At 73.4% G+C, this 18,253-nt stretch carries 20 protein-coding genes and 1 riboswitch; of the genes, 11 read left to right on the top strand and 9 right to left on the bottom strand.

Annotated features, from left to right (window positions below; genetic code table 11):
• Positions 1–97: 97 nt before the first annotated feature.
• A riboswitch (cobalamin riboswitch) is annotated at positions 98–240 on the bottom strand.
• Positions 241–378: 138 nt separating this feature from the next.
• Positions 379–600, bottom strand: coding sequence for a hypothetical protein (locus ABZ490_RS24715; protein WP_358993672.1), 222 nt, complete (start codon positions 598–600; stop codon positions 379–381).
• A gap of 48 nt (positions 601–648) precedes the next feature.
• Positions 649–1,899 (bottom strand): inorganic phosphate transporter, encoded by a 1,251-nt coding sequence (locus ABZ490_RS24710; protein ID WP_358993669.1) that lies wholly within the window; start codon positions 1,897–1,899, stop codon positions 649–651.
• A gap of 191 nt (positions 1,900–2,090) precedes the next feature.
• Between ABZ490_RS24710 and ABZ490_RS24705 the strand changes: the two genes are divergently transcribed.
• The 3 genes from ABZ490_RS24705 to ABZ490_RS24695 all read left to right on the top strand — a co-directional run bounded on the left by ABZ490_RS24705 (position 2,091) and on the right by ABZ490_RS24695 (position 5,991).
• Positions 2,091–2,744, top strand: coding sequence for a class II aldolase/adducin family protein (locus ABZ490_RS24705; RefSeq protein ID WP_358993666.1), 654 nt, complete (start codon positions 2,091–2,093; stop codon positions 2,742–2,744).
• A gap of 503 nt (positions 2,745–3,247) precedes the next feature.
• Positions 3,248–4,384, top strand: coding sequence for an alpha/beta fold hydrolase (locus ABZ490_RS24700; RefSeq protein ID WP_358993663.1), 1,137 nt, complete (start codon positions 3,248–3,250; stop codon positions 4,382–4,384).
• 170 nt (positions 4,385–4,554) lie between these two features.
• Positions 4,555–5,991, top strand: coding sequence for a hypothetical protein (locus tag ABZ490_RS24695; protein ID WP_358993660.1), 1,437 nt, complete (start codon positions 4,555–4,557; stop codon positions 5,989–5,991).
• 1 nt (position 5,992) lies between these two features.
• On the opposite strand, the gene ABZ490_RS24690 is transcribed toward ABZ490_RS24695, so the two are convergent.
• Complete coding sequence (locus ABZ490_RS24690) at positions 5,993–6,403, bottom strand: VOC family protein (protein ID WP_358993657.1); 411 nt, start codon at positions 6,401–6,403, stop codon at positions 5,993–5,995.
• A gap of 157 nt (positions 6,404–6,560) precedes the next feature.
• Here ABZ490_RS24690 and ABZ490_RS24685 point away from each other — a divergent pair, with 157 nt between their 5' ends.
• The 3 genes from ABZ490_RS24685 to ABZ490_RS24675 all read left to right on the top strand — a co-directional run bounded on the left by ABZ490_RS24685 (position 6,561) and on the right by ABZ490_RS24675 (position 9,634).
• Complete coding sequence (locus tag ABZ490_RS24685) at positions 6,561–8,159, top strand: ABC-F family ATP-binding cassette domain-containing protein (RefSeq protein ID WP_358993653.1); 1,599 nt, start codon at positions 6,561–6,563, stop codon at positions 8,157–8,159.
• Between the two features lie 322 nt (positions 8,160–8,481).
• Complete coding sequence (locus tag ABZ490_RS24680; protein WP_004002281.1) at positions 8,482–8,703, top strand: helix-turn-helix domain-containing protein; 222 nt, start codon at positions 8,482–8,484, stop codon at positions 8,701–8,703.
• Between the two features lie 127 nt (positions 8,704–8,830).
• Positions 8,831–9,634, top strand: coding sequence for an enoyl-CoA hydratase/isomerase family protein (locus ABZ490_RS24675; RefSeq protein ID WP_358993650.1), 804 nt, complete (start codon positions 8,831–8,833; stop codon positions 9,632–9,634).
• 42 nt (positions 9,635–9,676) lie between these two features.
• On the opposite strand, the gene ABZ490_RS24670 is transcribed toward ABZ490_RS24675, so the two are convergent.
• Positions 9,677–10,399, bottom strand: a complete 723-nt coding sequence (locus ABZ490_RS24670; RefSeq protein WP_358993647.1) for a nucleopolyhedrovirus P10 family protein — start codon at positions 10,397–10,399, stop codon at positions 9,677–9,679.
• An 88-nt stretch (positions 10,400–10,487) separates the two neighbouring features.
• Here ABZ490_RS24670 and ABZ490_RS24665 point away from each other — a divergent pair, with 88 nt between their 5' ends.
• Genes ABZ490_RS24665 through amaP form a run of 5 tightly spaced genes read left to right on the top strand, consistent with a single transcriptional unit; the run spans position 10,488 to position 12,821 of the window.
• Positions 10,488–10,970, top strand: a complete 483-nt coding sequence (locus ABZ490_RS24665) for an Asp23/Gls24 family envelope stress response protein (protein ID WP_358993644.1) — start codon at positions 10,488–10,490, stop codon at positions 10,968–10,970.
• A 30-nt stretch (positions 10,971–11,000) separates the two neighbouring features.
• A complete protein-coding gene (locus ABZ490_RS24660) occupies positions 11,001–11,186 on the top strand; it encodes a hypothetical protein (RefSeq protein WP_358993642.1) in 186 nt (61 codons plus the stop codon).
• A gap of 5 nt (positions 11,187–11,191) precedes the next feature.
• Entirely contained in the window at positions 11,192–11,602 is a 411-nt protein-coding gene (locus tag ABZ490_RS24655) for a hypothetical protein (RefSeq protein WP_358993639.1), read from the top strand.
• Positions 11,599–12,237 carry a DUF6286 domain-containing protein gene (locus tag ABZ490_RS24650; protein WP_358993636.1) on the top strand — a complete coding sequence of 213 codons (639 nt, stop codon included), beginning with the start codon at positions 11,599–11,601 and terminating at the stop codon, positions 12,235–12,237. The genes ABZ490_RS24655 and ABZ490_RS24650 overlap by 4 nt, the downstream gene beginning before the upstream one ends.
• 5 nt (positions 12,238–12,242) lie before the next feature.
• Positions 12,243–12,821, top strand: a complete 579-nt coding sequence (gene amaP, locus ABZ490_RS24645; protein ID WP_358993634.1) for an alkaline shock response membrane anchor protein AmaP — start codon at positions 12,243–12,245, stop codon at positions 12,819–12,821.
• A gap of 104 nt (positions 12,822–12,925) precedes the next feature.
• Here the strand turns inward: amaP and ABZ490_RS24640 are convergent, their stop codons facing one another.
• The 5 genes from ABZ490_RS24640 to ABZ490_RS24620 all read right to left on the bottom strand — a co-directional run bounded on the left by ABZ490_RS24640 (position 12,926) and on the right by ABZ490_RS24620 (position 18,017).
• Positions 12,926–13,681 (bottom strand): SDR family oxidoreductase, encoded by a 756-nt coding sequence (locus tag ABZ490_RS24640; protein ID WP_358993631.1) that lies wholly within the window; start codon positions 13,679–13,681, stop codon positions 12,926–12,928.
• Positions 13,682–13,686: 5 nt separating this feature from the next.
• Positions 13,687–15,474 (bottom strand): glycoside hydrolase family 15 protein, encoded by a 1,788-nt coding sequence (locus ABZ490_RS24635; RefSeq protein WP_358993629.1) that lies wholly within the window; start codon positions 15,472–15,474, stop codon positions 13,687–13,689.
• Positions 15,475–15,508: 34 nt separating this feature from the next.
• Positions 15,509–15,838 carry a hypothetical protein gene (locus tag ABZ490_RS24630; protein WP_358993928.1) on the bottom strand — a complete coding sequence of 110 codons (330 nt, stop codon included), beginning with the start codon at positions 15,836–15,838 and terminating at the stop codon, positions 15,509–15,511.
• A gap of 44 nt (positions 15,839–15,882) precedes the next feature.
• A complete protein-coding gene (locus tag ABZ490_RS24625) occupies positions 15,883–16,398 on the bottom strand; it encodes a sigma-70 family RNA polymerase sigma factor (RefSeq protein ID WP_358993925.1) in 516 nt (171 codons plus the stop codon).
• A gap of 62 nt (positions 16,399–16,460) precedes the next feature.
• Positions 16,461–18,017: a sodium:solute symporter gene (locus ABZ490_RS24620; RefSeq protein ID WP_358993626.1), complete on the bottom strand. Its 1,557-nt coding sequence runs from the start codon at positions 18,015–18,017 to the stop codon at positions 16,461–16,463.
• Positions 18,018–18,253: the final 236 nt, after the last annotated feature.

The following is an 18,253-nucleotide window of genomic DNA, read 5'->3' as shown; positions in this document are numbered from 1 at the left end:
GGCGGGCAGCGGTCCTGGGCTGTACCTGGGAGCCGGGCAGGCTCTCGAACGGCAGGCGAGCATGGCGGTATGTCCTCACTCAGGGTGTCCACGCCCTGGTTCGACGAGACGGCGGCGAGAGTTCCTGGCTCCCGGGGCTACCTACCCCGGTGACAGTGGCGGGACCGCGCCGGATTCTCACCGGCTTCCTCTTCTGCCGCCGTACATGGCCCCGGCAGTCCACCACGCCCCTGGAAGGGCCGTCAACTTGCCGTTGACCTGCGCGGGGAGAGTGTGCAGAACCCCACACGGGCCGGTGCGCGGGGGAGTCCGCGGGCGCACGAGAACGGGGTGCGGGACGGCGAACCGTCCCGCACCCCGGGGTGTCCTGCGGGTGGGTCAGACCACGATCAGTGAGATCCCGTACGCCACCGCCGCCGCGCAGGCCGCGAAGCACACGTACGCCCCCGTCACCGCGAGGCCGGCCGAGCCGCCCTCCGCGGTGGCCCGCTCCTGGCGGGACAGGCCCATGACGCCGAGGGTGAACAGGGCCACCAGGCCCACCGTGACCACGAGGCTGACGCCGAACACGGAGCCCAGGGCCGCCCAGTCGATGTCCATGCTGATTCTCTTCCTTCGTACCGGGTGTGCGTACCGGATGGGCGGGGCTCAGGCGGCCGGAGCCGTCGGCTCGGTCGTGGCGGTGGCGGTGGCCGTGGCGGCCGGGGACGGGATGGTGGCCGTCAGGTCCTCGGCGACCGTGCCCGCCGGGGGCGGGGTGACGGCCGCGATCGCCGTGGTGACCACACCGGCCGGTTCCTCGGTCGCGTTGACGTTCGAGGCGTCCACGACCTCGCGGCGGGAGATCTTCCAGATCGCGGCGCTGGAGGCGATCAGGAAGACCGCGACGACCGCGGTGCCCCAGTCGCCCAGGTCGGTGACCGACTCGGCCAGCGCGCCCACCAGGGCGGCCGCCGGGAGCGTCAGGCCCCAGGCCACGAACATCCGGGTCGCCGTCGACCAGCGGACCACACCGCCCTTGCGGCCCAGGCCCGCGCCCATCACCGAACCGGAGACGGAGTGCGTGGTGGAGAGGGAGAAGCCGAGGTGGGAGGAGGCCAGGATGACCGTCGCCGCGCTGGTCTGGGCGGCGAAGCCCTGCTGCGGCTGAAGGTCGGTCAGGCCCTTGCCCATGGTGCGGATGATGCGCCAGCCGCCGAGGTAGGTGCCGAGCGCGATCGCCAGGCCGGCGGAGAGGATCACCCAGGTGGGCGGGTCCGAGTCGGGGGCGACGGCGCCGCCCGCGACCAGGGCCAGGGTGATGATGCCCATCGTCTTCTGCGCGTCGTTCGTGCCGTGCGCCAGGGAGACCAGGCCGGCCGAGGCGATCTGGCCGGCGCGGTAGCCCTTCGCCGCGGCCTTGCCGTCGGCCTTCCTGCCCAGCGTGTAGGACAGCCGGGTCGCGAGCATCGCGGCGACGCCCGCCACGATCGGGGCCGCGACGGCCGGGATCAGGACCTTGGTGACCAGGGCGTCACCGTGCACCGCGCCCATGCCGGCCGAGGCGATGGTGGCGCCGATCAGGCCGCCCATGAGGGCGTGCGAGGAGCTGGAGGGCAGACCCACCAGCCAGGTCAGCAGGTTCCAGAGGATCGCGCCGACCAGGGCGGCGAAGATGACCTCGGGACGGATGCCGGTCTCGTCGACGAGACCCTTGGAGATCGTGTTCGCGACCTCCACCGAGAGGAAGGCGCCCACAAGGTTCAGCACGGCGGACATGGCCACCGCGACCTTGGGCTTGAGTGCACCGGTCGAGATGGTCGTGGCCATCGCGTTGGCGGTGTCGTGGAAACCGTTCGTGAAATCGAACGCGAGTGCGGTGACCACCACAATCGCGAGGATCAGCGAGAAGTTTTCCATTTACCCAGGCAATCGTTCGAAGTCATTGGTTCGTTGAAGTTAAGTAACCTGAATGAACGGAAGGTGAACTGGGATGGGCGTCAAGGTGTCTTGATGTGGGCGTCGTCACTATGTTCGCCTGCCGACCCCGGTATGGCCGGGCCGCGGCGCCCGCCGGGGAGACTCTTGTCACTCGGTGGCAGGATCGGGGCATGGGCGAACAGCTGAGCGACGAACGACAGGCTTGGACGGCACTCGTGGCGACGGCCCGCCGCACCGTCACCGACGGCCTGGTCGTCGGCACCTCCGGCAACGTCTCCGTACGGGTCGGCGACACCGTGCTCGTCACCCCTTCGGGCGTGCCCTACGACCGCCTCACCCCCGACGACATCACCGGCGTCGACCTCGCCGGCCGCCAGGTCCGCGGCACCCTGGTCCCGACCAGCGAGCTGCCCCTGCACCTCGCCGTGTACGGCCACACCGACGCCCGCGCGATCGTCCACACCCACGCCGTGCACGCCACCGCCGTCTCGACCCTCGTCACCGAGCTCCCGACCGTCCACTACATGGCCGGCGCCCTCGGCGGCCCCGTCCGGGTCGCCCCCTACGCGACGTACGGCACCGAGGAGTTGGCCGCGCACGCGCTGCGCGCCCTGACCGACCGCACCGGCTGCCTCCTTCAGAACCACGGCACCCTCACCTACGGCGCCACCCTCGACGAGGCGTTCGACCGAACGGCCCAGCTGGAATGGATGTGCCACCTCTGGCTCACCGCATCCTCGGTCCCCGGCCACACCCCGACCCTCCTGACAAGGGCCCAGGTGACAGAGGCAGCCACCCGCCTACGGGGCTACGGCCAACGCTGACGCCCGGTCACGGCCGACAGCGGCCTCCTCCGCCGCGACGCCGCACTTCCCGCCCCAGTCCCCGCCGCTCCGGCGCAGCCGCCGTCCCTCCGCCATTTCTCCGCCCGTCCCCTTCGTCCCGCCGCCTTCTCTTCGGCCGGTCCCGTCTTCCCGCCGCGCTCTATCTCCGGGCCGGTCCCTTCGTCCCGCCGCCGTCTCTCCAGCCGGTCCCGTCTTCCCGCCGCGACGGCGCCCAGCCACGGCGGCGCACACCGGCGGTGCCGAACCCTCCCGCACCCCGGCCCCCCGTTTCGGCTCGGCCGCCACCTCTCCGGCCGGTGCCTTCGTCCCGCAGTCCCCACTCCGGCCGTCCCCTCTCCAGCCGGTGCTTTCTTCCCGCCGCGGCGGTGCCCAGCCACGGCGGTGCATAGCGGCGGTGCCGGACCTTCCCGCACCCCCACCTCACCTCACCCCCGCCCCTGCCCCCACTGGCCGTGAAGAGGAATGGCCAGGACACTGGACAGGTGCGCACTGTCACCGCGACGGCCGCCGCCGTCACCGCAGCCCTGGCCGCCGGCGCCGCCAGTGTCGCCGCCGGCCGGCTCGCCAGCGACGCCGCACTCAAGGCGCCGCCCGGCCGTCCCCTGCCCACCGAACCCCGGCTCACCGTGCACGGCACCGCCGCCGGCCAGGTGACCCTCACCCGGCACCTCGCCACCCTGCGCCCCGGCACCTACGGCCTCGCCGGCGACGGCTCCCACGCCGTCGTCGGCCCCGTGATCTCCGGCGCCGCCCACTCCGCCGACACCGTCGTACGCCGCCTCGACCGCGTGACGCACGGCACCCTCGACCCCGGCGACGCGGTCTGGCTCACCCCCAACCTCTACGTCGGCACCCCGAGCGGCACCCTGGGCCTCGACCACGCCGACGTCGACGTCCCCGGCGAACTCGGCAACCTGCCCGCCTGGTTCGTCCCCGGCGCCCGCCGCACCTGGGTCATCGCGGTGCACGGCCTAGGCACCACCCGCGAGCAGGCCCTGAACCTCCTCGGCTTCCTGCACCACCGCCGCTTCCCCGTGCTCGCCCTGTCCTACCGCGGCGACCTCGGCGCCCCCCGCCCCACGGACGGCCTGAACCACCTCGGCCAGACCGAGTGGCGCGACCTGGACGCGGCGATGCGCTACGCCGTCCGCTACGGCGCCGAGCGCCTCGTCCTGCTCGGCTGGTCCACCGGCGCCACCATGGCCCTGCGCGCCGCGGCCCGCTCCGGACTGCGCGACCTCGTCTCCGGGCTCGTCCTGGACTCCCCGGTCCTGGACTGGCAGTCCACCCTGCGCGCCCTCGCCGCCGCCCGGCACACCCCCGGTGTACTGCTGCCGCTCGCCGTCCGCGCCGCCCAGGGCCGCACCGGTCTGCACGCCACCCCCGACGGCCACGGCGACGACATCGCCGACCCGGCCCGGCTGACCGTCCCGACGCTGATCTTCCACGGCCCCGACGACACCGTCGCCCCCTGGCACGTCTCCCGCCGTCTCGCCGCCCGCCGCCCCGACCTGGTCGCCCTCCACACCGTCGCCCGGGCCCCGCACGGCGCCATGTGGAACGCCGGCCCCAAGGACTACGAGGAGGCACTCCGCCGCTTCCTCACCCCCCTCAGCTGACCCGCGCGCCCCGTCCCCACCGGACCGGTCCCGAAGGTTCCGTTTAAGCCCGTACCACTGGCCTGAACCCGTCTCCTCGCCGCTCCTCGGACCCCGTGCGTTGGCCAGTCCCGTCGCCCGCCGTGACATTCCGTTTGGGTTTTCGGACCGTCAACCGGAAGACTGCACCCGTGACGTCCCGTATCCCGCGCGACTCCAGGCTTCGACTCGTCCGCCCGCGACCCCTGGCCGCCGCCCCCACAGCTGTGAACCAGCGGCGCCCGCGCCGCCCCGCGCCCCGCCCCCCGGAGGGCACTCCGGCCCCGGCGGAGCTGGCCAGAATGGCACGCTCAGGTCTGGCCGCCGCGGCCCGTGTCGCGCGCTGGGCCGACAGCGCCCTCGGCCCCGGCGGTGACGCCGCGACCGCCGACGGCAAGGCCACGCTCTCCGGCCAGACCGCGGAACGCGCGGCCCGCGATCTGGCCCTGACCTCCGACCAGGTCCGCCACGACTGGGACACCGCCCGGCTGGCGGGCCTCGTCGAGGTGCACGGCGACAGCGCCCGCCCCGGCTGGCGGCTGCGTGCCTGGGACCGCGACGACACCGCCGTCCTGCGCGGCTGGGTCGCCCTGTTCGACGCCTGGTCCCTCGCCACCCCGGAACCCGCCGAGGAGGAGCCCGCGGCCGTCGCCGAGGTCGTCTCGGCGATGCCCCAGGTGCTCTCCTTCCTCCAGCTGTCCGCCGGGCCCGTCCCCGTGGACCAGCTGCTGGACCTGCTGCGCCAGCGCGTCACCGAGCTGCGCACCGAGCGCTGCGAGGTCCCCTACGCCGCCGACGCGGCCGGTCCGCCGGCCCCCGCCGCCCCCGGGCCCTCCGCCGACGCCGACCCGGCGGAGCCCGCCCGGGACGCCGAACTCGCCCCCCTGCTGGACTGGGCCCTGCACGCGCTCGCCTCCGTCGGCGCCCTCACCTGCGGCGACGGCCAGGCCACCCTCACCCCGCTGGGCAACTGGGCGGTGTGGGTCAAGCTGGAGCAGATCTGCGTGGCCGCGCAGAGCCCCGCCGGCAACATCGAGCAGGCCGCCGAGGACATGCTGCGCGGCTGCGCCCAGCTGCGCCCCAACGCGGCCCGCGCCGAGTACCGCGCCTGGCTCGCCGCCCGTCCCGTCGGCAGCGCCGTCACCGAGCTGCTCGTCGCCGCCCGCGGCGAGGACGCCCTGTTGCGCGGCCTGGCCTTCGAGGCGCTGCGCGTCGTTGGAGCCCCCGCCGAGCCCGACGTCCGGGCCGTCGTGGAGGTGGCCGCCCTCAGACCGTACGCACTGCTCTGGCTCGCCGAGCACGACGGCGTCGACCCCGAGGACGCCCACGAGGTGCTCACCCGCGAGGAGGCCACCTGGCTGTGGGTGGACACCGCGGCCGCGGTCGCCGACCACGGCGAGGCCCCGATGCTGGTCCGGCACCTGGAGTCCGCGCTCCAGCCGACCGTGCCCGCACTGCTCGCCGAGGTGCGCGCCGTCGGACACCCCCGCACCGTGCAGGTGCTGGTGGCGCTGGCCGCCGCGCACCCCGACCCGGCGCTGGCCAAGGCCGTGCGCCGGGCCGCCTTCCAGGTGCACACGGGCGGCTGAGTCAGGTCTGGATGTCCGGCGCGTACGTGCCGAAGCTCCAGATGTTGCCCTCGAGATCGCGGGCCAGGTAGTCGCGGGAGCCGTAGTCCTGGTCCGTCGGGGGCATCAGGACCTCGGCGCCCTGCTCCACGGCCCGGCGGTGGTGCGCGTCCACGTCGTCCACGACGACGTACACCCCGACCGGGCCCGCGTCCTTCATCGCCGTGTCGAAAACCCCGCCGCGGCCCTTCGAGCCGAGCATCACCGCGCCGTTGCCCTGCACCAGCTCGGCGTGCATCACGGCCCCGTTCTCGCCCTCGTACACCGACAGCTCGGTGAACCCGAAGGCCTCGGTGAGCTGCCGTATCGCCGCCTTCGCGTCGGCGTACAGCAACGTGGGGTAGACGCTCGGGCGGCCGCTCGCGCCTGTCATGCAGATCACTCCCTCGTCAAGATCGAACACCTGAACCCAGAAAAAGTGCTTGCACGGGGCCGTTAGACTGGCCTCATGGCCATTCTCCTCGCGCATTAGACGGCGGGAACGTCCTCAGCCGCCCAACCCGCCACCGACCCCGCACAGGAGTCTGACCGTGATCTCCGCCTCCGGCATCGAGCTGCGCGCCGGTGCCCGCATCCTCATCGAGAGTGCCTCCTTCCGTGTCGCCAAGGGCGACCGCATCGGCCTGGTCGGGCGCAACGGCGCGGGCAAGACGACGCTGACCAAGGTCCTGGCCGGTGAGGGCATCCCCGCCGCGGGCCAGGTCACCCGCTCCGGCGAGGTCGGCTACCTCCCGCAGGACCCGCGCACCGGCGACCTCGACGTCCTCGCCCGCGACCGCATCCTGTCCGCGCGCGGCCTCGACGTCCTCATCCGCAAGATGCGGGAGAACGAGCAGCGCATCGCCAACGGCTCGGGCGCCACCCGGGACAAGGCCATGCGGCAGTACGAGCGCCAGGAGACGGAGTTCCTCACCAAGGGCGGGTACGCCGCCGAGGCCGAGGCCGCCACCATCGCCGCCGCCCTCAACCTGCCCGACCGGGTGCTCGGCCAGCCCCTGCACACCCTCTCGGGCGGTCAGCGCCGCCGGGTCGAGCTCGCCCGCATCCTGTTCTCCGACGCGGACACGCTCCTGCTCGACGAGCCGACGAACCACCTCGACGCCGACTCGATCGTCTGGCTGCGCGACTACCTCAAGACCTACCGCGGCGGCTTCATCGTCATCTCCCACGACGTCGACCTGGTCGAGACGGTCGTCAACAAGGTGTTCTACCTGGACGCCAACCGCTCCCAGATCGACGTCTACAACATGGGCTGGAAGCTCTACCAGCAGCAGCGCGAGGCCGACGAGAAGCGCCGCAAGCGCGAGCGGCAGAACGCCGAGAAGAAGGCCGCCGCCCTGCACTCGCAGGCCGACAAGATGCGCGCCAAGGCCACCAAGACCGTCGCCGCGCAGAACATGGCCAAGCGCGCCGACCGGCTGCTCGCCGGTCTGGAGGCGGTCCGGATGTCCGACAAGGTCGCCAAGCTCCGCTTCCCCGAGCCCTCGCCCTGCGGCAAGACCCCGCTGATGGCCGAGGGACTGTCGAAGTCGTACGGCTCGCTGGAGATCTTCACCGACGTCGACCTCGCCATCGACAAGGGCTCCCGGGTCGTCATCCTCGGCCTCAACGGCGCCGGCAAGACCACCCTGCTGCGGCTGCTGGGCGGCGTGGAGCAGCCCGACACCGGCGAGGTCCGCCCCGGTCACGGCCTCAAGCTCGGCTACTACGCCCAGGAGCACGAGACCCTGGACCCGGAGCGCAGTGTCCTCGAGAACATGCGCTCCGCCGCCCCCGACCTGGACCTGGTCGAGGTCCGCAAGGTGCTCGGCTCGTTCCTGTTCTCCGGTGACGACGTCGACAAGCCCGCCGGTGTCCTCTCCGGCGGTGAGAAGACCCGCCTCGCCCTGGCGACCCTCGTGGTCTCCTCGGCGAACGTCCTGCTGCTCGACGAGCCCACCAACAACCTCGACCCCGCCAGCCGTGAGGAGATCCTCGGCGCGCTGCGTACCTACAAGGGCGCGGTCGTCCTCGTCACCCACGACGAGGGCGCGGTGGAGGCGCTCCAGCCCGAGCGGATCATTTTGCTGCCCGACGGCGTCGAGGACCTGTGGGGTTCCGACTACGCGGATCTCGTCGCGCTCGCTTGATCATCTGTATTGGATCATTCGGCCCATAGGTGATCCACCATCTGTGTGAGATCTCCTCGTATCGACGTGTGTCCTACATCCAAGTCACGGCCGATCCCTTTGTCGACAAGGGATCGGCCGTCGCGCGTCCCTGACCTGCCACTTCGCGCAACAACCCGTTCGGCCGTACGAACATCTCCGGGTGGAATCACAGGTTCCACTTGTGGGGACGCGCTCCTGTCGTCAAAACCCTCTCGCACGGACCTTGCCGAATGGGTGGCCATCGGGCCCCGGAGGGGTGATCATGAGGGGACCAGAGCGCACTTCCCATGAGGAGGCACGGGTGGCCGAGACTCTGAAGAAGGGCAGCCGGGTGACCGGCGCCGCGCGCGACAAGCTCGCGGCAGACCTGAAGAAGAAGTACGACTCCGGTGCGAGCATCCGGGCGCTGGCCGAGGAGACCGGCCGCTCGTATGGCTTCGTACACCGGATGCTCAGCGAGTCGGGCGTCACGCTCCGTGGGCGTGGCGGTGCGACGCGAGGCAAGAAGGCCGCCTCGTCCTGACCCGGGCGGCCCGCCGGCTTCGATGGTGCCACCCGGTCGGTTCACCGATCGGCCGGGTGGTTACTGTGCAGTCACTTAGCTGTTCACCAGCTGACCGCTGACTGACCGCACGCACCGGAGGCGCCCCATGGCCACGCCCGACCAGGAACTCGTTCCCCTGCTCGACCAGGACGGCGTACGGCTCACCGTCGACGACGCGCTCGCCACGGTGACGCTGACCAACCCGGCCAAGCGCAATGCGCAGAGCCCCGCGATGTGGCGGGCGCTCGCCGAGGCCGGGCGGCTGCTGCCCGGCTCCGTCCGGGTGGTCGTGCTGCGCGGCGAGGGCAAGTCCTTCTCCGCCGGCCTCGACCGGCAGATGTTCACGCCCGAGGGGATCGAGGGCGAACCCTCCTTCATCGATCTCGCGCGCAGCGGCGACGCCGAACTCGACGCCGCCATCGCCGGGTTCCAGGAGGGCTTCACCTGGTGGCGACGGAACGACGTGGTGACCGTCGCCGCCGTCCAGGGGCACGCCATCGGCGCGGGCTTCCAGCTCGCGCTCGCCTGTGACCTGCGCGTCGTCGCCGACGACGTGCAGTTCGCCATGCGCGAGACCAGCCTCGGCCTGGTGCCCGATCTGACCGGCACGCATCCCCTCGTCTCCCTCGTCGGCTACGGCCGCGCCGCCGAGATCTGCCTGACCGGGCGGTTCGTGGGCGCACAGGAGGCGGTGAACTCCGGGCTCGCCAACCGCGCGGTGCCGGCGGCGGAACTCGACGCGGCGGCCCGGGAACTGGCGACCGCGCTGCTGGCCGCGCCGCGCGAGGCCGTCATCGAGACCAAGGCGCTGCTCCGCGGTGCCGCGGACCGCACCTACGACGAGCAGCGCGCCGCCGAGCGGGCCGCCCAGACCCGGCGGCTGCGCGACCTGGCAGGCCTCGGCGACTGACGGGCGCCGCCCACCAGTTCACCGCCCACAGGTCACCGCCCGTCAGCTCACCCCCGTCACCAGCACCGCGACCGTCGGGTGATCCGGTAGGGCCCGGCCCACCGCCGCGCGGACCCGCCGGGCCACGTCCACGGCCCGGTGGTCCGCGCCGACCGTGATCTCCACCCGGGCGTGCCGGTGCGGCAGCGCCGCGACGGCCGGGTCCTCGACGCTCTCCAGGTGGACCGCCCTGCCCAGCGCCCCGGTCAGGCCCGTCACCCCCGGCACGGACCGGGCCGCCTCCGCCGCGAGCGCCTCCTCGCCGGTGAGGGACGGCCCGGCGGGCGCCGCGGCCGGGGGCGCCGCCGGTTCCGGGGCGGGTTCGTCCCCGTCGAGCAGGTCCGTCACCCGCAGGTCCACCTCCGTGACCGTCAGCCCGAGCCGCCGGGCCGCCGCCGTCGCCAGCGCCCGCCGCACCAGGTCCGCCGTCGCAGGCAGCGGCCGCGCGGGCGCCGCCGCGAAGTCCGCCGTCACCCGCAGGGCCCCCGGCGGCAGCCCGCTCGGCGGCGGCGGTACGACGGGTTCCTCCGCGTTCCCCGGATCGGCGGGCGCCAGCCGCAGCACCCCGAGCCGCACCCCCGGCACCTCCCGGACCGCCGCCCGCAGTACGCCGTTCGCCGCCTCCTCCGCGATCCACGCCCCGTCGCGCGGGCCGCCCAGGGGCAGCAGTCTGCCCAGGCCCAGCCGATGCCGTACCGCATTCGTCGCACTCGTCGACCCGTCCATTCCTCCAGCCTGCCGCATCCCCGGGGCGCGGCGGGGCAACGGCGCTTACCGTGGTCGAAGGGACGACGACCGAGAAGGACGTACGGCCATGACAGAGGCAACGGAGCAGACCCGGACGCAGGGCATGGACGGCGGCACCGAGACCGTCTCCACCCGCAAGCCGACCCGGCGCGGCGGCGGTGACCCCTCGACCCGGGGGCGGACCACCATCGCCGACGGCGTGGTGGAGAAGATCGCGGGCCTCGCGACCCGGGACGTCGTCGGCGTCCACGCGATGGGCAGCGGCCTGAGCCGGACCTTCGGCGCCGTGCGCGACCGGGTGCCCGGCGGGGCCAAGTCCGTGACCCGCGGCGTCAAGGCCGAGGTCGGCGAGGTGCAGACCGCGCTCGACCTGGAGATCGTCGTCGACTACGGAGTGTCGATCACCGAGGTCTCCCGGGACGTCCGGGAGAACGTGATCGCGGCCGTGGAGCGGATGACCGGCCTGGAGGTCGTCGAGGTCAACATCGCGGTGAGCGACGTGAAGCTCCCCGAGGAGGAGGACGAGGAGCCTGAGCCCCGCATCCAGTGACGTACCGGCCGACGAGCGGAGGAACACAGCATGAGCAGGGCCGTTGTCGGGATGATCGCCGGCATGGCACTGGGCTTCGCCGGATACTTCGGCGGATTCGGTGCCTTCCTCCTGGTGGCCGCCCTCGGCGCCATCGGGTTCGTCGTCGGCAGGCTCCTGGAAGGCGACATGGAGATCGGGGACTTCTTCCGCACACGTGACGACCGCCGCAGGTGACGGAGATGAGCGAGGCGACCGGCGCGGCCCCCCGACGGCCCGCCGACGTCCCGCCGGACGAGCGCGGCGCGACCCGGATCGCGGACCGGGTCGTGGCGAAGATCGCCGCCCAGGCCGCCCTGGAGGCGATCCGCCCGCTGGCCCCCGGCGCGGCCCGCCCCCACGCCACCGTCGTCATCCGCCCCCACTCTCAACCGAGTTCGAGCGGGGGGACCCCCATCGACGCCGCGCACCTCCGAGTCCACCTCGAACTCGACTACCCCACCGACATCGGCCCCCGCTGCCAGGCGGTGCGTCGACATGTCGCCGAGCGGGTAGGCGCGTTGGTGGGAATGCAGGTTCCGGAGGTCGCCGTCCAGGTGGAGAAGCTGCATCTGACGGAGGCCCACGGCGCGCCACACGGGAGGACGCGATGAGCGAGCCCCGCGGCTCGGAGGCCACCACCCCCCTGCCCGTCCTGGAGAAACCCCCACGGGCGGGCGACCCGCCCGAGGCGCACGGCACCGGCGAGGTGCACCGTTTCTGGTCCGCGCGCCGCGTCCCGGCGGCGATCGTGGCGGCCGTGCTGTTCGTCGTCACGGGCGCCTTCCTCTACGACGTCTGCGCGGTCCGGGCCGGCCGGGCCGCGCTCGCCTGGCGCCGCGAACTCGCCACCCAGCTCGCCGAACGCCCTCTCGACGACACCTGGGTGCTCGTCGGCGCGGGTGTCGCGGCGGCCCTCGGCCTGTGGCTGATCCTGCTCGCCGTCACCCCGGGCCTGCGGGCCGTCCTGCCGATGCGCCGCATCCACCCCGACGTACGGGCCGGCCTGCACCGGGACGCCGTGGCGCTGGTGCTGCGCGACCGGGCCATGGAGGTCGCCGGAGTCCAGTCGGTGCGGGTCCGCGCCCACCGGCGCAGGGCCGACGTCCGCGTGCTCTCCCACTTCCGCGACCTGGACGCCGTGTACGCCGACCTCGACACCGTGCTGACCCGGGCGATCCGGGGACTGGGCCTCGTACGGCCGCCGCATCTGACGGTGCATGTGCGGCGGCCCGGGAAGAAGGGGTGAGGGGCATGCTCAGGACCGTCAACCGGGTGCTGCTCGGTCTCCTCGGGCTGGTGCTCCTCGCCGTCGGCGGCGCGGTGCTGGCCGTGGGCCTTGGGGTCCGGCCGCCCTCCTGGTGGATCCACGACGGCCCCCACGACGTCCTGCTCAGCACCGCCGAACGCACCAAGTGGAGGGACGAGGACTGGTGGTGGCCGACGGTCATCGCCGTCCTCGCTGTCCTCGTCCTGCTCGCCCTGTGGTGGCTCACGTCCGTGCTGCGCCGCCGCCGGCTCGCCGAGGTCCTGGTCGACACCGGCGACGGCGCGGGCGCCCTGCTGCGGGGCCGTGCCCTGCAGTCCGTGCTCGCGGCCGACGCGGGCAGTCTGGAGGGGGTGGCCCACGCCGAGGTCCACCTGACGGGTCGCAGGGACGCCCCCGAGACCCGGGTACGCCTGCGCCTGGAACCCCATGTGGACCCAGGGTCGGCCCTGAACCAACTGACCAACGAGTCCCTGGCCCACGCCCGGGACTCGGCGGCCCTGAAGAGACTCCCCGCGGACGTCACGATGAAGGCGGCCAAGCACAAGGCGGCAAGGGTGAGCTGAGGCTTTTGGCCTGTGGCTTCCAGGGGCGCGGGGCTGTGTCGATCTGCGGCTCCGCCGCGCGGGCGCGACAAGCCCCCACACACCCGCACCCGGCAACGCAACGCTCAGAACCCGTGCCGCATCCCCCCGTCCACCGGCACCATGATCCCGGTGAGGTAGGACGCGGCCGGAGACAGAAGAAACGCCGCCGTCCTTCCGAACTCCTCCGGCCTGCCGTACCGCCGTAGCGCGATCCGGGACTCGTTCGCCGCCCGCGTCGCCTCGGGGTCGGCCGACAGTCCGTCCAGCTCCCGCACCCGGTCCGTGTCGATCCGCGCCGGCAGCAGCCCCACGACCCGGATGCCGCGCGGCCCCAGCTCGTCGGAGAGCGACTTGGCGAAGCCCGCGAGACCCGGCCGCAGGCCGTTCGAGATCGTCAGCCCCGGGATCGGCTCGTGCACCGACCCGGACAGCACGAACCCGATCACCCCGCCCGGCTCCAGCTCGGCCGCCGCCGCCCGTGCCAGCCGCACCGCCCCGAGGAACACCGACTCGAACGCCGACCGCCACTGCTCGTCGGTGTTGTCCGCGACGAACCCCGGCGGCGGCCCGCCCACGCTCACCAGCACCCCGTCGAGGGCGCCGAAGGTCTCCCGGGCGGTGGCGATCAGCCGCTCCGCCGCCTGTGGATCGGCGTTGTCCACGGCCACCCCGACCGCGTTCGGCCCCAGTTCGGCCGCCGCGTGCGCGACCCGCTCGGCGTCCCGCCCCGTCACGACCACCTTCGCGCCGTCCGCGACGAGCTCCCGTGCCGCCGCGTTGCCCAGCCCGCGCGTGGCCCCGGTGACGACGTACACCCGGTCCTTCAGTCCAAGATCCATGGCCCCTATCCTGCCTGCTCGCCCCCGTACAGGGCGAGGGCGGTGTTCACCAGGCCGAGGTGGCTGAAGGCCTGCGGGAAGTTGCCGAGATGACGGCCGGCGACGGGGTCGTACTCCTCGGCCAGCAGACCCACGTCGTTGGTGAGGCCGACCAGCCGTTCGAACAGCTCCCGCCCCTCCTCGGGGCGGCCCGTCTCCTGGAGCGCGTGCGCCAGCCAGAACGAGCAGGCCAGGAAGGTCCCCTCGTCCCCGGGCAGACCGTCGACCGTCGTCCCGTCGGTGCTGTAGCGGCGCACCAGACCGCCGTGCCCCAGCTCGGCGCGGACCGCGTCGACCGTGCCGACCACCCTCGGATCGTCCGGCGGCAGGAACCCGAGACGCGGGATGAGCAGCAGCGCGGCGTCCAGGTCACGCGAGCCGTAGGACTGGGTGAAGGTGTTGCGCTCGGGGTCGTAGCCCTTCTCGCACACCTCCCGGTGCACCTCGTCGCGCATCGCCCGCCAGCCCGCGAGGTCCCCGCGCAGCGCCGGGTTCTCCTCCATCGCGCGGACCGCCCGGTCGGCGGCCACCCACACCATCACCTTCGAGTGCACGAACTGGCGGCGGCCCCCGCGCACCTCCCACAGCCCCTCGTCCGGCTGCCGCCAGTTCTCGCTCAGCCAGCTCATCAGCGCGCACTGGATCGCCCACACATGAGGTTTCGTCGGCAGGCCCGCGGCGCGCGCCAGCGCCAGCGAGTCGATGACCTCGCCGTAGACGTCGAGCTGGAGCTGGTTCACGGCCTCGTTGCCGGCGCGTACGGGGCTGGAGCCCGCGTAGCCGGACAGCCAGGGCAGTTCGAACTCGGGCAGCCGGCGCTCGCCGCCGAGCCCGTACATGATCTGAAGATCGGCGGGGTCGCCCGCGACGGCCCGCAGCAGCCAGTCCCGCCAGGCCTCCGCCTCGTCGTGGTAGCCGGCCTCCAGCAGCGCGCCCAGGGTGAGGGTGGAGTCGCGCAGCCAGCAGTAGCGGTAGTCCCAGTTGCGCACCCCGCCCAGCTGTTCGGGCAGGGAGGTCGTGGGGGCGGCGACGATGCCTCCGGTGGGCCGGTAGGTCAGCGCCTTCAGGGTGATCAGGGAGCGGACCACGGTGTCGCGGTGCGGGCCGTCGTAGCGGCAGCGCGCGGCCCACGCCCGCCAGTCCTCGACGCTGGAGCGCAGCGCCTCCCGCGGGTCGATCAGCGGGGGACGCCGTTCGTGCGAGGGGTGCCAGGTCATGACGAACGCGACGGACTCGCCCGCCCCGAGGGTGAACTCGGAGTGGGTGGCGAAGTCCTCGCCCCAGGTGCGCACGGCCGGTTCGCTGCGCAGCCAGACCGAGTCCGGCCCGGCGATCGCCACCCGGTGGCCGTCCGCGCGGCGCATCCACGGCACGATCGAGCCGTGGTCGAAGCGCAGCCGCAGTTCGCTGCGGACGGCGACCCGGCCGCGCAGCCCCTCGACGATCCGGACCAGATCGGGATGGCGGTCGCGCTGCGGCATCAGGTCGGTGACCCGGATCGCGCCCCCGTCGGTCTCCCACTCGGTGTCCAGGACGAGGGTGTCGGGGCGGTAGGCGCGGCGGGTGCAGACACCCTCGACGCCCTTGGGCGCGATGCGCCAGTGGCCGTTGCGCCGGTCGCCGAGCAGCCGGGCGAAGCAGGCGGCGGAGTCGAAGCGGGGCAGACAGAGCCAGTCGACCGAGCCGTCCCGGCCGACCAGGGCGGCGGTCTGTTCGTCGCCGATGAGGGCGTAGTCCTCGATGCGGGGGTGCACGCCATTGCGGGTTCCCGGCGGGCCGGGCCGGCAATCACGGGTGCGGCCGGGGGAGTGACGCCCGGCCCACCGCGTCACCCGTCCCCGAGAAGATCACCCCGGGATGGGCGGGCGCCTGGTTCAGGACCCACAGACCGATCAGGGTGGCCAGCGTGAAGACGACGGCGATCAGCACCGCCAGCACGAGCCTGCGCCGCCGCTCGCGCCGCAGCCACTCACCGCGCGCGGTGCGGTAGGCGTCGGGCAGGGGGCGCGCGGGCCGCACCCCTCCGGCGAGCGCGTCCAGCGCGTCCTGGAGCTCCCGCTCGGTCCGGGTGGGTCCGGGGCCGGTGCCGTTCACGGCCTCGGGTCCGGTGTGCTTCATCGAGTCGGGTCCGGTGTCGTTCATCGCGTCGGGTCCGGTGTCCTTCATCGCCGGGCCTCCATCGCCTGGGTGAGTGCGGCGAGGCCGCGTGAGGTGTGGGTCTTGACCGACCCGCAGGAGATGCCCATCGCGGCGGCGATCTCGCTCTCCTTCAGGCCCAGCCAGTGGCGCAGCACGAGCGCCTCGCGCTGCCGGGCGGGAAGCTGTTGCAGGGCGTCGATCAGGACGCGCTGGTCGTCACGGAGCAGCGCGGCGCTCTCGGCGGAGGCGACCGTCTCGTCGGGGAGCTCCGGCGGGCTCTCGACATGCCGGCGGGCGACCTGGAGGTGCCGTATCCGCATCCGGGTCAGATTGCAGACCGTGGAGCGCAGATAGGCCTCGGCGGCCTGGACGTCCCGCAGCCGCCGCCACTTCCGGTAGATCTGGTAGTAGGCCTCGGCGACCACGTTCTCCGGGTCGTCGGCGCCGAGCAGTACGGCGAGCCGCAGCATCGAGGCGTAGTGCAGTTCGAACAGCCGGGCGAGCCCGGCCTCGCGTTCCCGCTCCGCCGGGTCGCTCACGACGGGCGCGAGCGGCTCGGCGTAGGTCTCCGCGACGTGCGCCGGGAGGGGTTGTCTGCGTCTCACGGGTGGTTCGCTCCCGTCGTACGGGGCCGCCTGACGGTGAGGCGGGAGGGCAGGTCGGTGGTGTCGGCGCCGCGGGTGACGCCGAGGCGTTCCAGGACCGCGGTGCCGGTCACCGCGACGGTCAGATTGAGCAGCAGGGCGGCGAGCCCGGCGTAGATCTCCAGCGGTCCGAACCCGAGGGTCACGATGGAGGAGAAGCCCTCGCGGACGACCAGGACGGTCCCGGCCGCCATGCCGGCCGCCCAGCCGGCGAGCAGCGCGCGCGGATGGAGTCGTCCGGTGAACAGTCCCACCGCCACGGCCGGGAAGATCTGCAGGATCCACACCCCGCCCAGCAGCTGCAGATTGACGGCGTCCTGGTCGCGCAGCCCGAACACGAACGCCACCGCCCCGGCCTTCGCGGTCAGTGACACCGCCTTGGCGATCCGCACCTGTCGCTTGGGGGTGGCGGTGGGCTGGACGTACTCGACGTAGACGTTGCGGACGAAGCTCGTGGCGGCCGCGATCGACATCACGGCGGCCGGCACCAGCGCCCCCACGGTGATCGCGGCGAACACCAGCCCGGCCAGCGGCCCCGGCATCAGCCGGTCGACCAGCATCGGTACGGCGGCCTCGGCGCCGCCCGCCGGGGCGCGCACCCCGGCCGCGAGCGCCGCGACCCCGAGGAAGCCGAACAGGGCGAGCAGCCCCGTCCACGCGGGCAGGGCCACCGCGACCTTGCGCAGGGTGCGCGGTCCGTCGGCGGCGAACCCGGCGGTGAGCACATGGGGGTACATCAGCAGCGCCAGCGCGGAGCCGAGCGCGAGGGTGGCGTACGCGGGCTGCTGGGCGGGGGTGAGGACCAGCGGCGAGTGGGCCACGTCCGTGCCGCCGAGTCGCAGGGCCGCGCCCTCGAACACCGGGCCGGGCCCGCCGAGCCGCCGCAGCACCAGCCAGCACACGGCGGTCAGCGACACGAACACCGCCACCGCCTTCAGCGCCGAGATCACCGCCGGTGCCCGCAGTCCGTGCCGGTACGTCGCCACCGCCAGCCCCGCGAACAGCGCCACCATCACCAGGTCCCCGGCCGCGCCGCGCGGGTACACGCCCCCGGCGGTCAGCACCGCCCGTATCCCCAGCAGTTGCAGCGCCAGGTACGGCATGGTGGCGAGGATCCCGGTGAGCGCCACGACGAGGGCCAGCGGCGGCGAGCCGTAGCGGCCCCGTACGAAGTCGGCGGCGGTGACGTAGCCGTGCCGCCGGGCCACCTCCCACAACCGGCTGAGCAGCACGAAGGCCAGCGGGCAGACGATCACCGTGTACGGCACCGCGAAGAACGCGGGCGCCCCGTTGCCGTACGCCAGTCCCGGCACGGCGGTGAAGGTGTACGCGGTGAAGATCGTGCCGCCGAGCAGCAGCCAGGTCCACACGGGGCCGAGGGAACGGTCGGCCAGCGCCCAGCCCTCCAGGTCGGGCAGCCGGTCACGGGGGCGCAGCCGGCGCGCGGTCACGGCGAGCAGCGACGCCCCGCCGATCACGGCGAGGAACGTCGTCGTCATGGCGCCGTCGGCCATGGGTCACCGCCTTTGGTGTGCCTGAGCCCTCACCGGTCCAGTTGCGCGAGGGGCCCGCCCGGTTGACGGGAACGGCGGGAAATCCTGCGGGAAATCTTCTGGACATTGCTCGGGGATGCGCTGTCAACCGGTGCCGGGGGGTGGGCAACTCTTGCACAGACCGACAGCGGACGGGAGAGCCGTCACCGCTGGCACCGGTCGCCGATCTCGCCCGCCTCGGGTCCCGAGGCGTACCG

It is taken from the genome of Streptomyces sp. NPDC005811 (genome assembly GCF_040630405.1).
Classification (GTDB): domain Bacteria; phylum Actinomycetota; class Actinomycetes; order Streptomycetales; family Streptomycetaceae; genus Streptomyces.
Note: the sequence above shows the minus strand (reverse complement) of the source record. Positions and strands in the feature narration are given on the sequence as shown.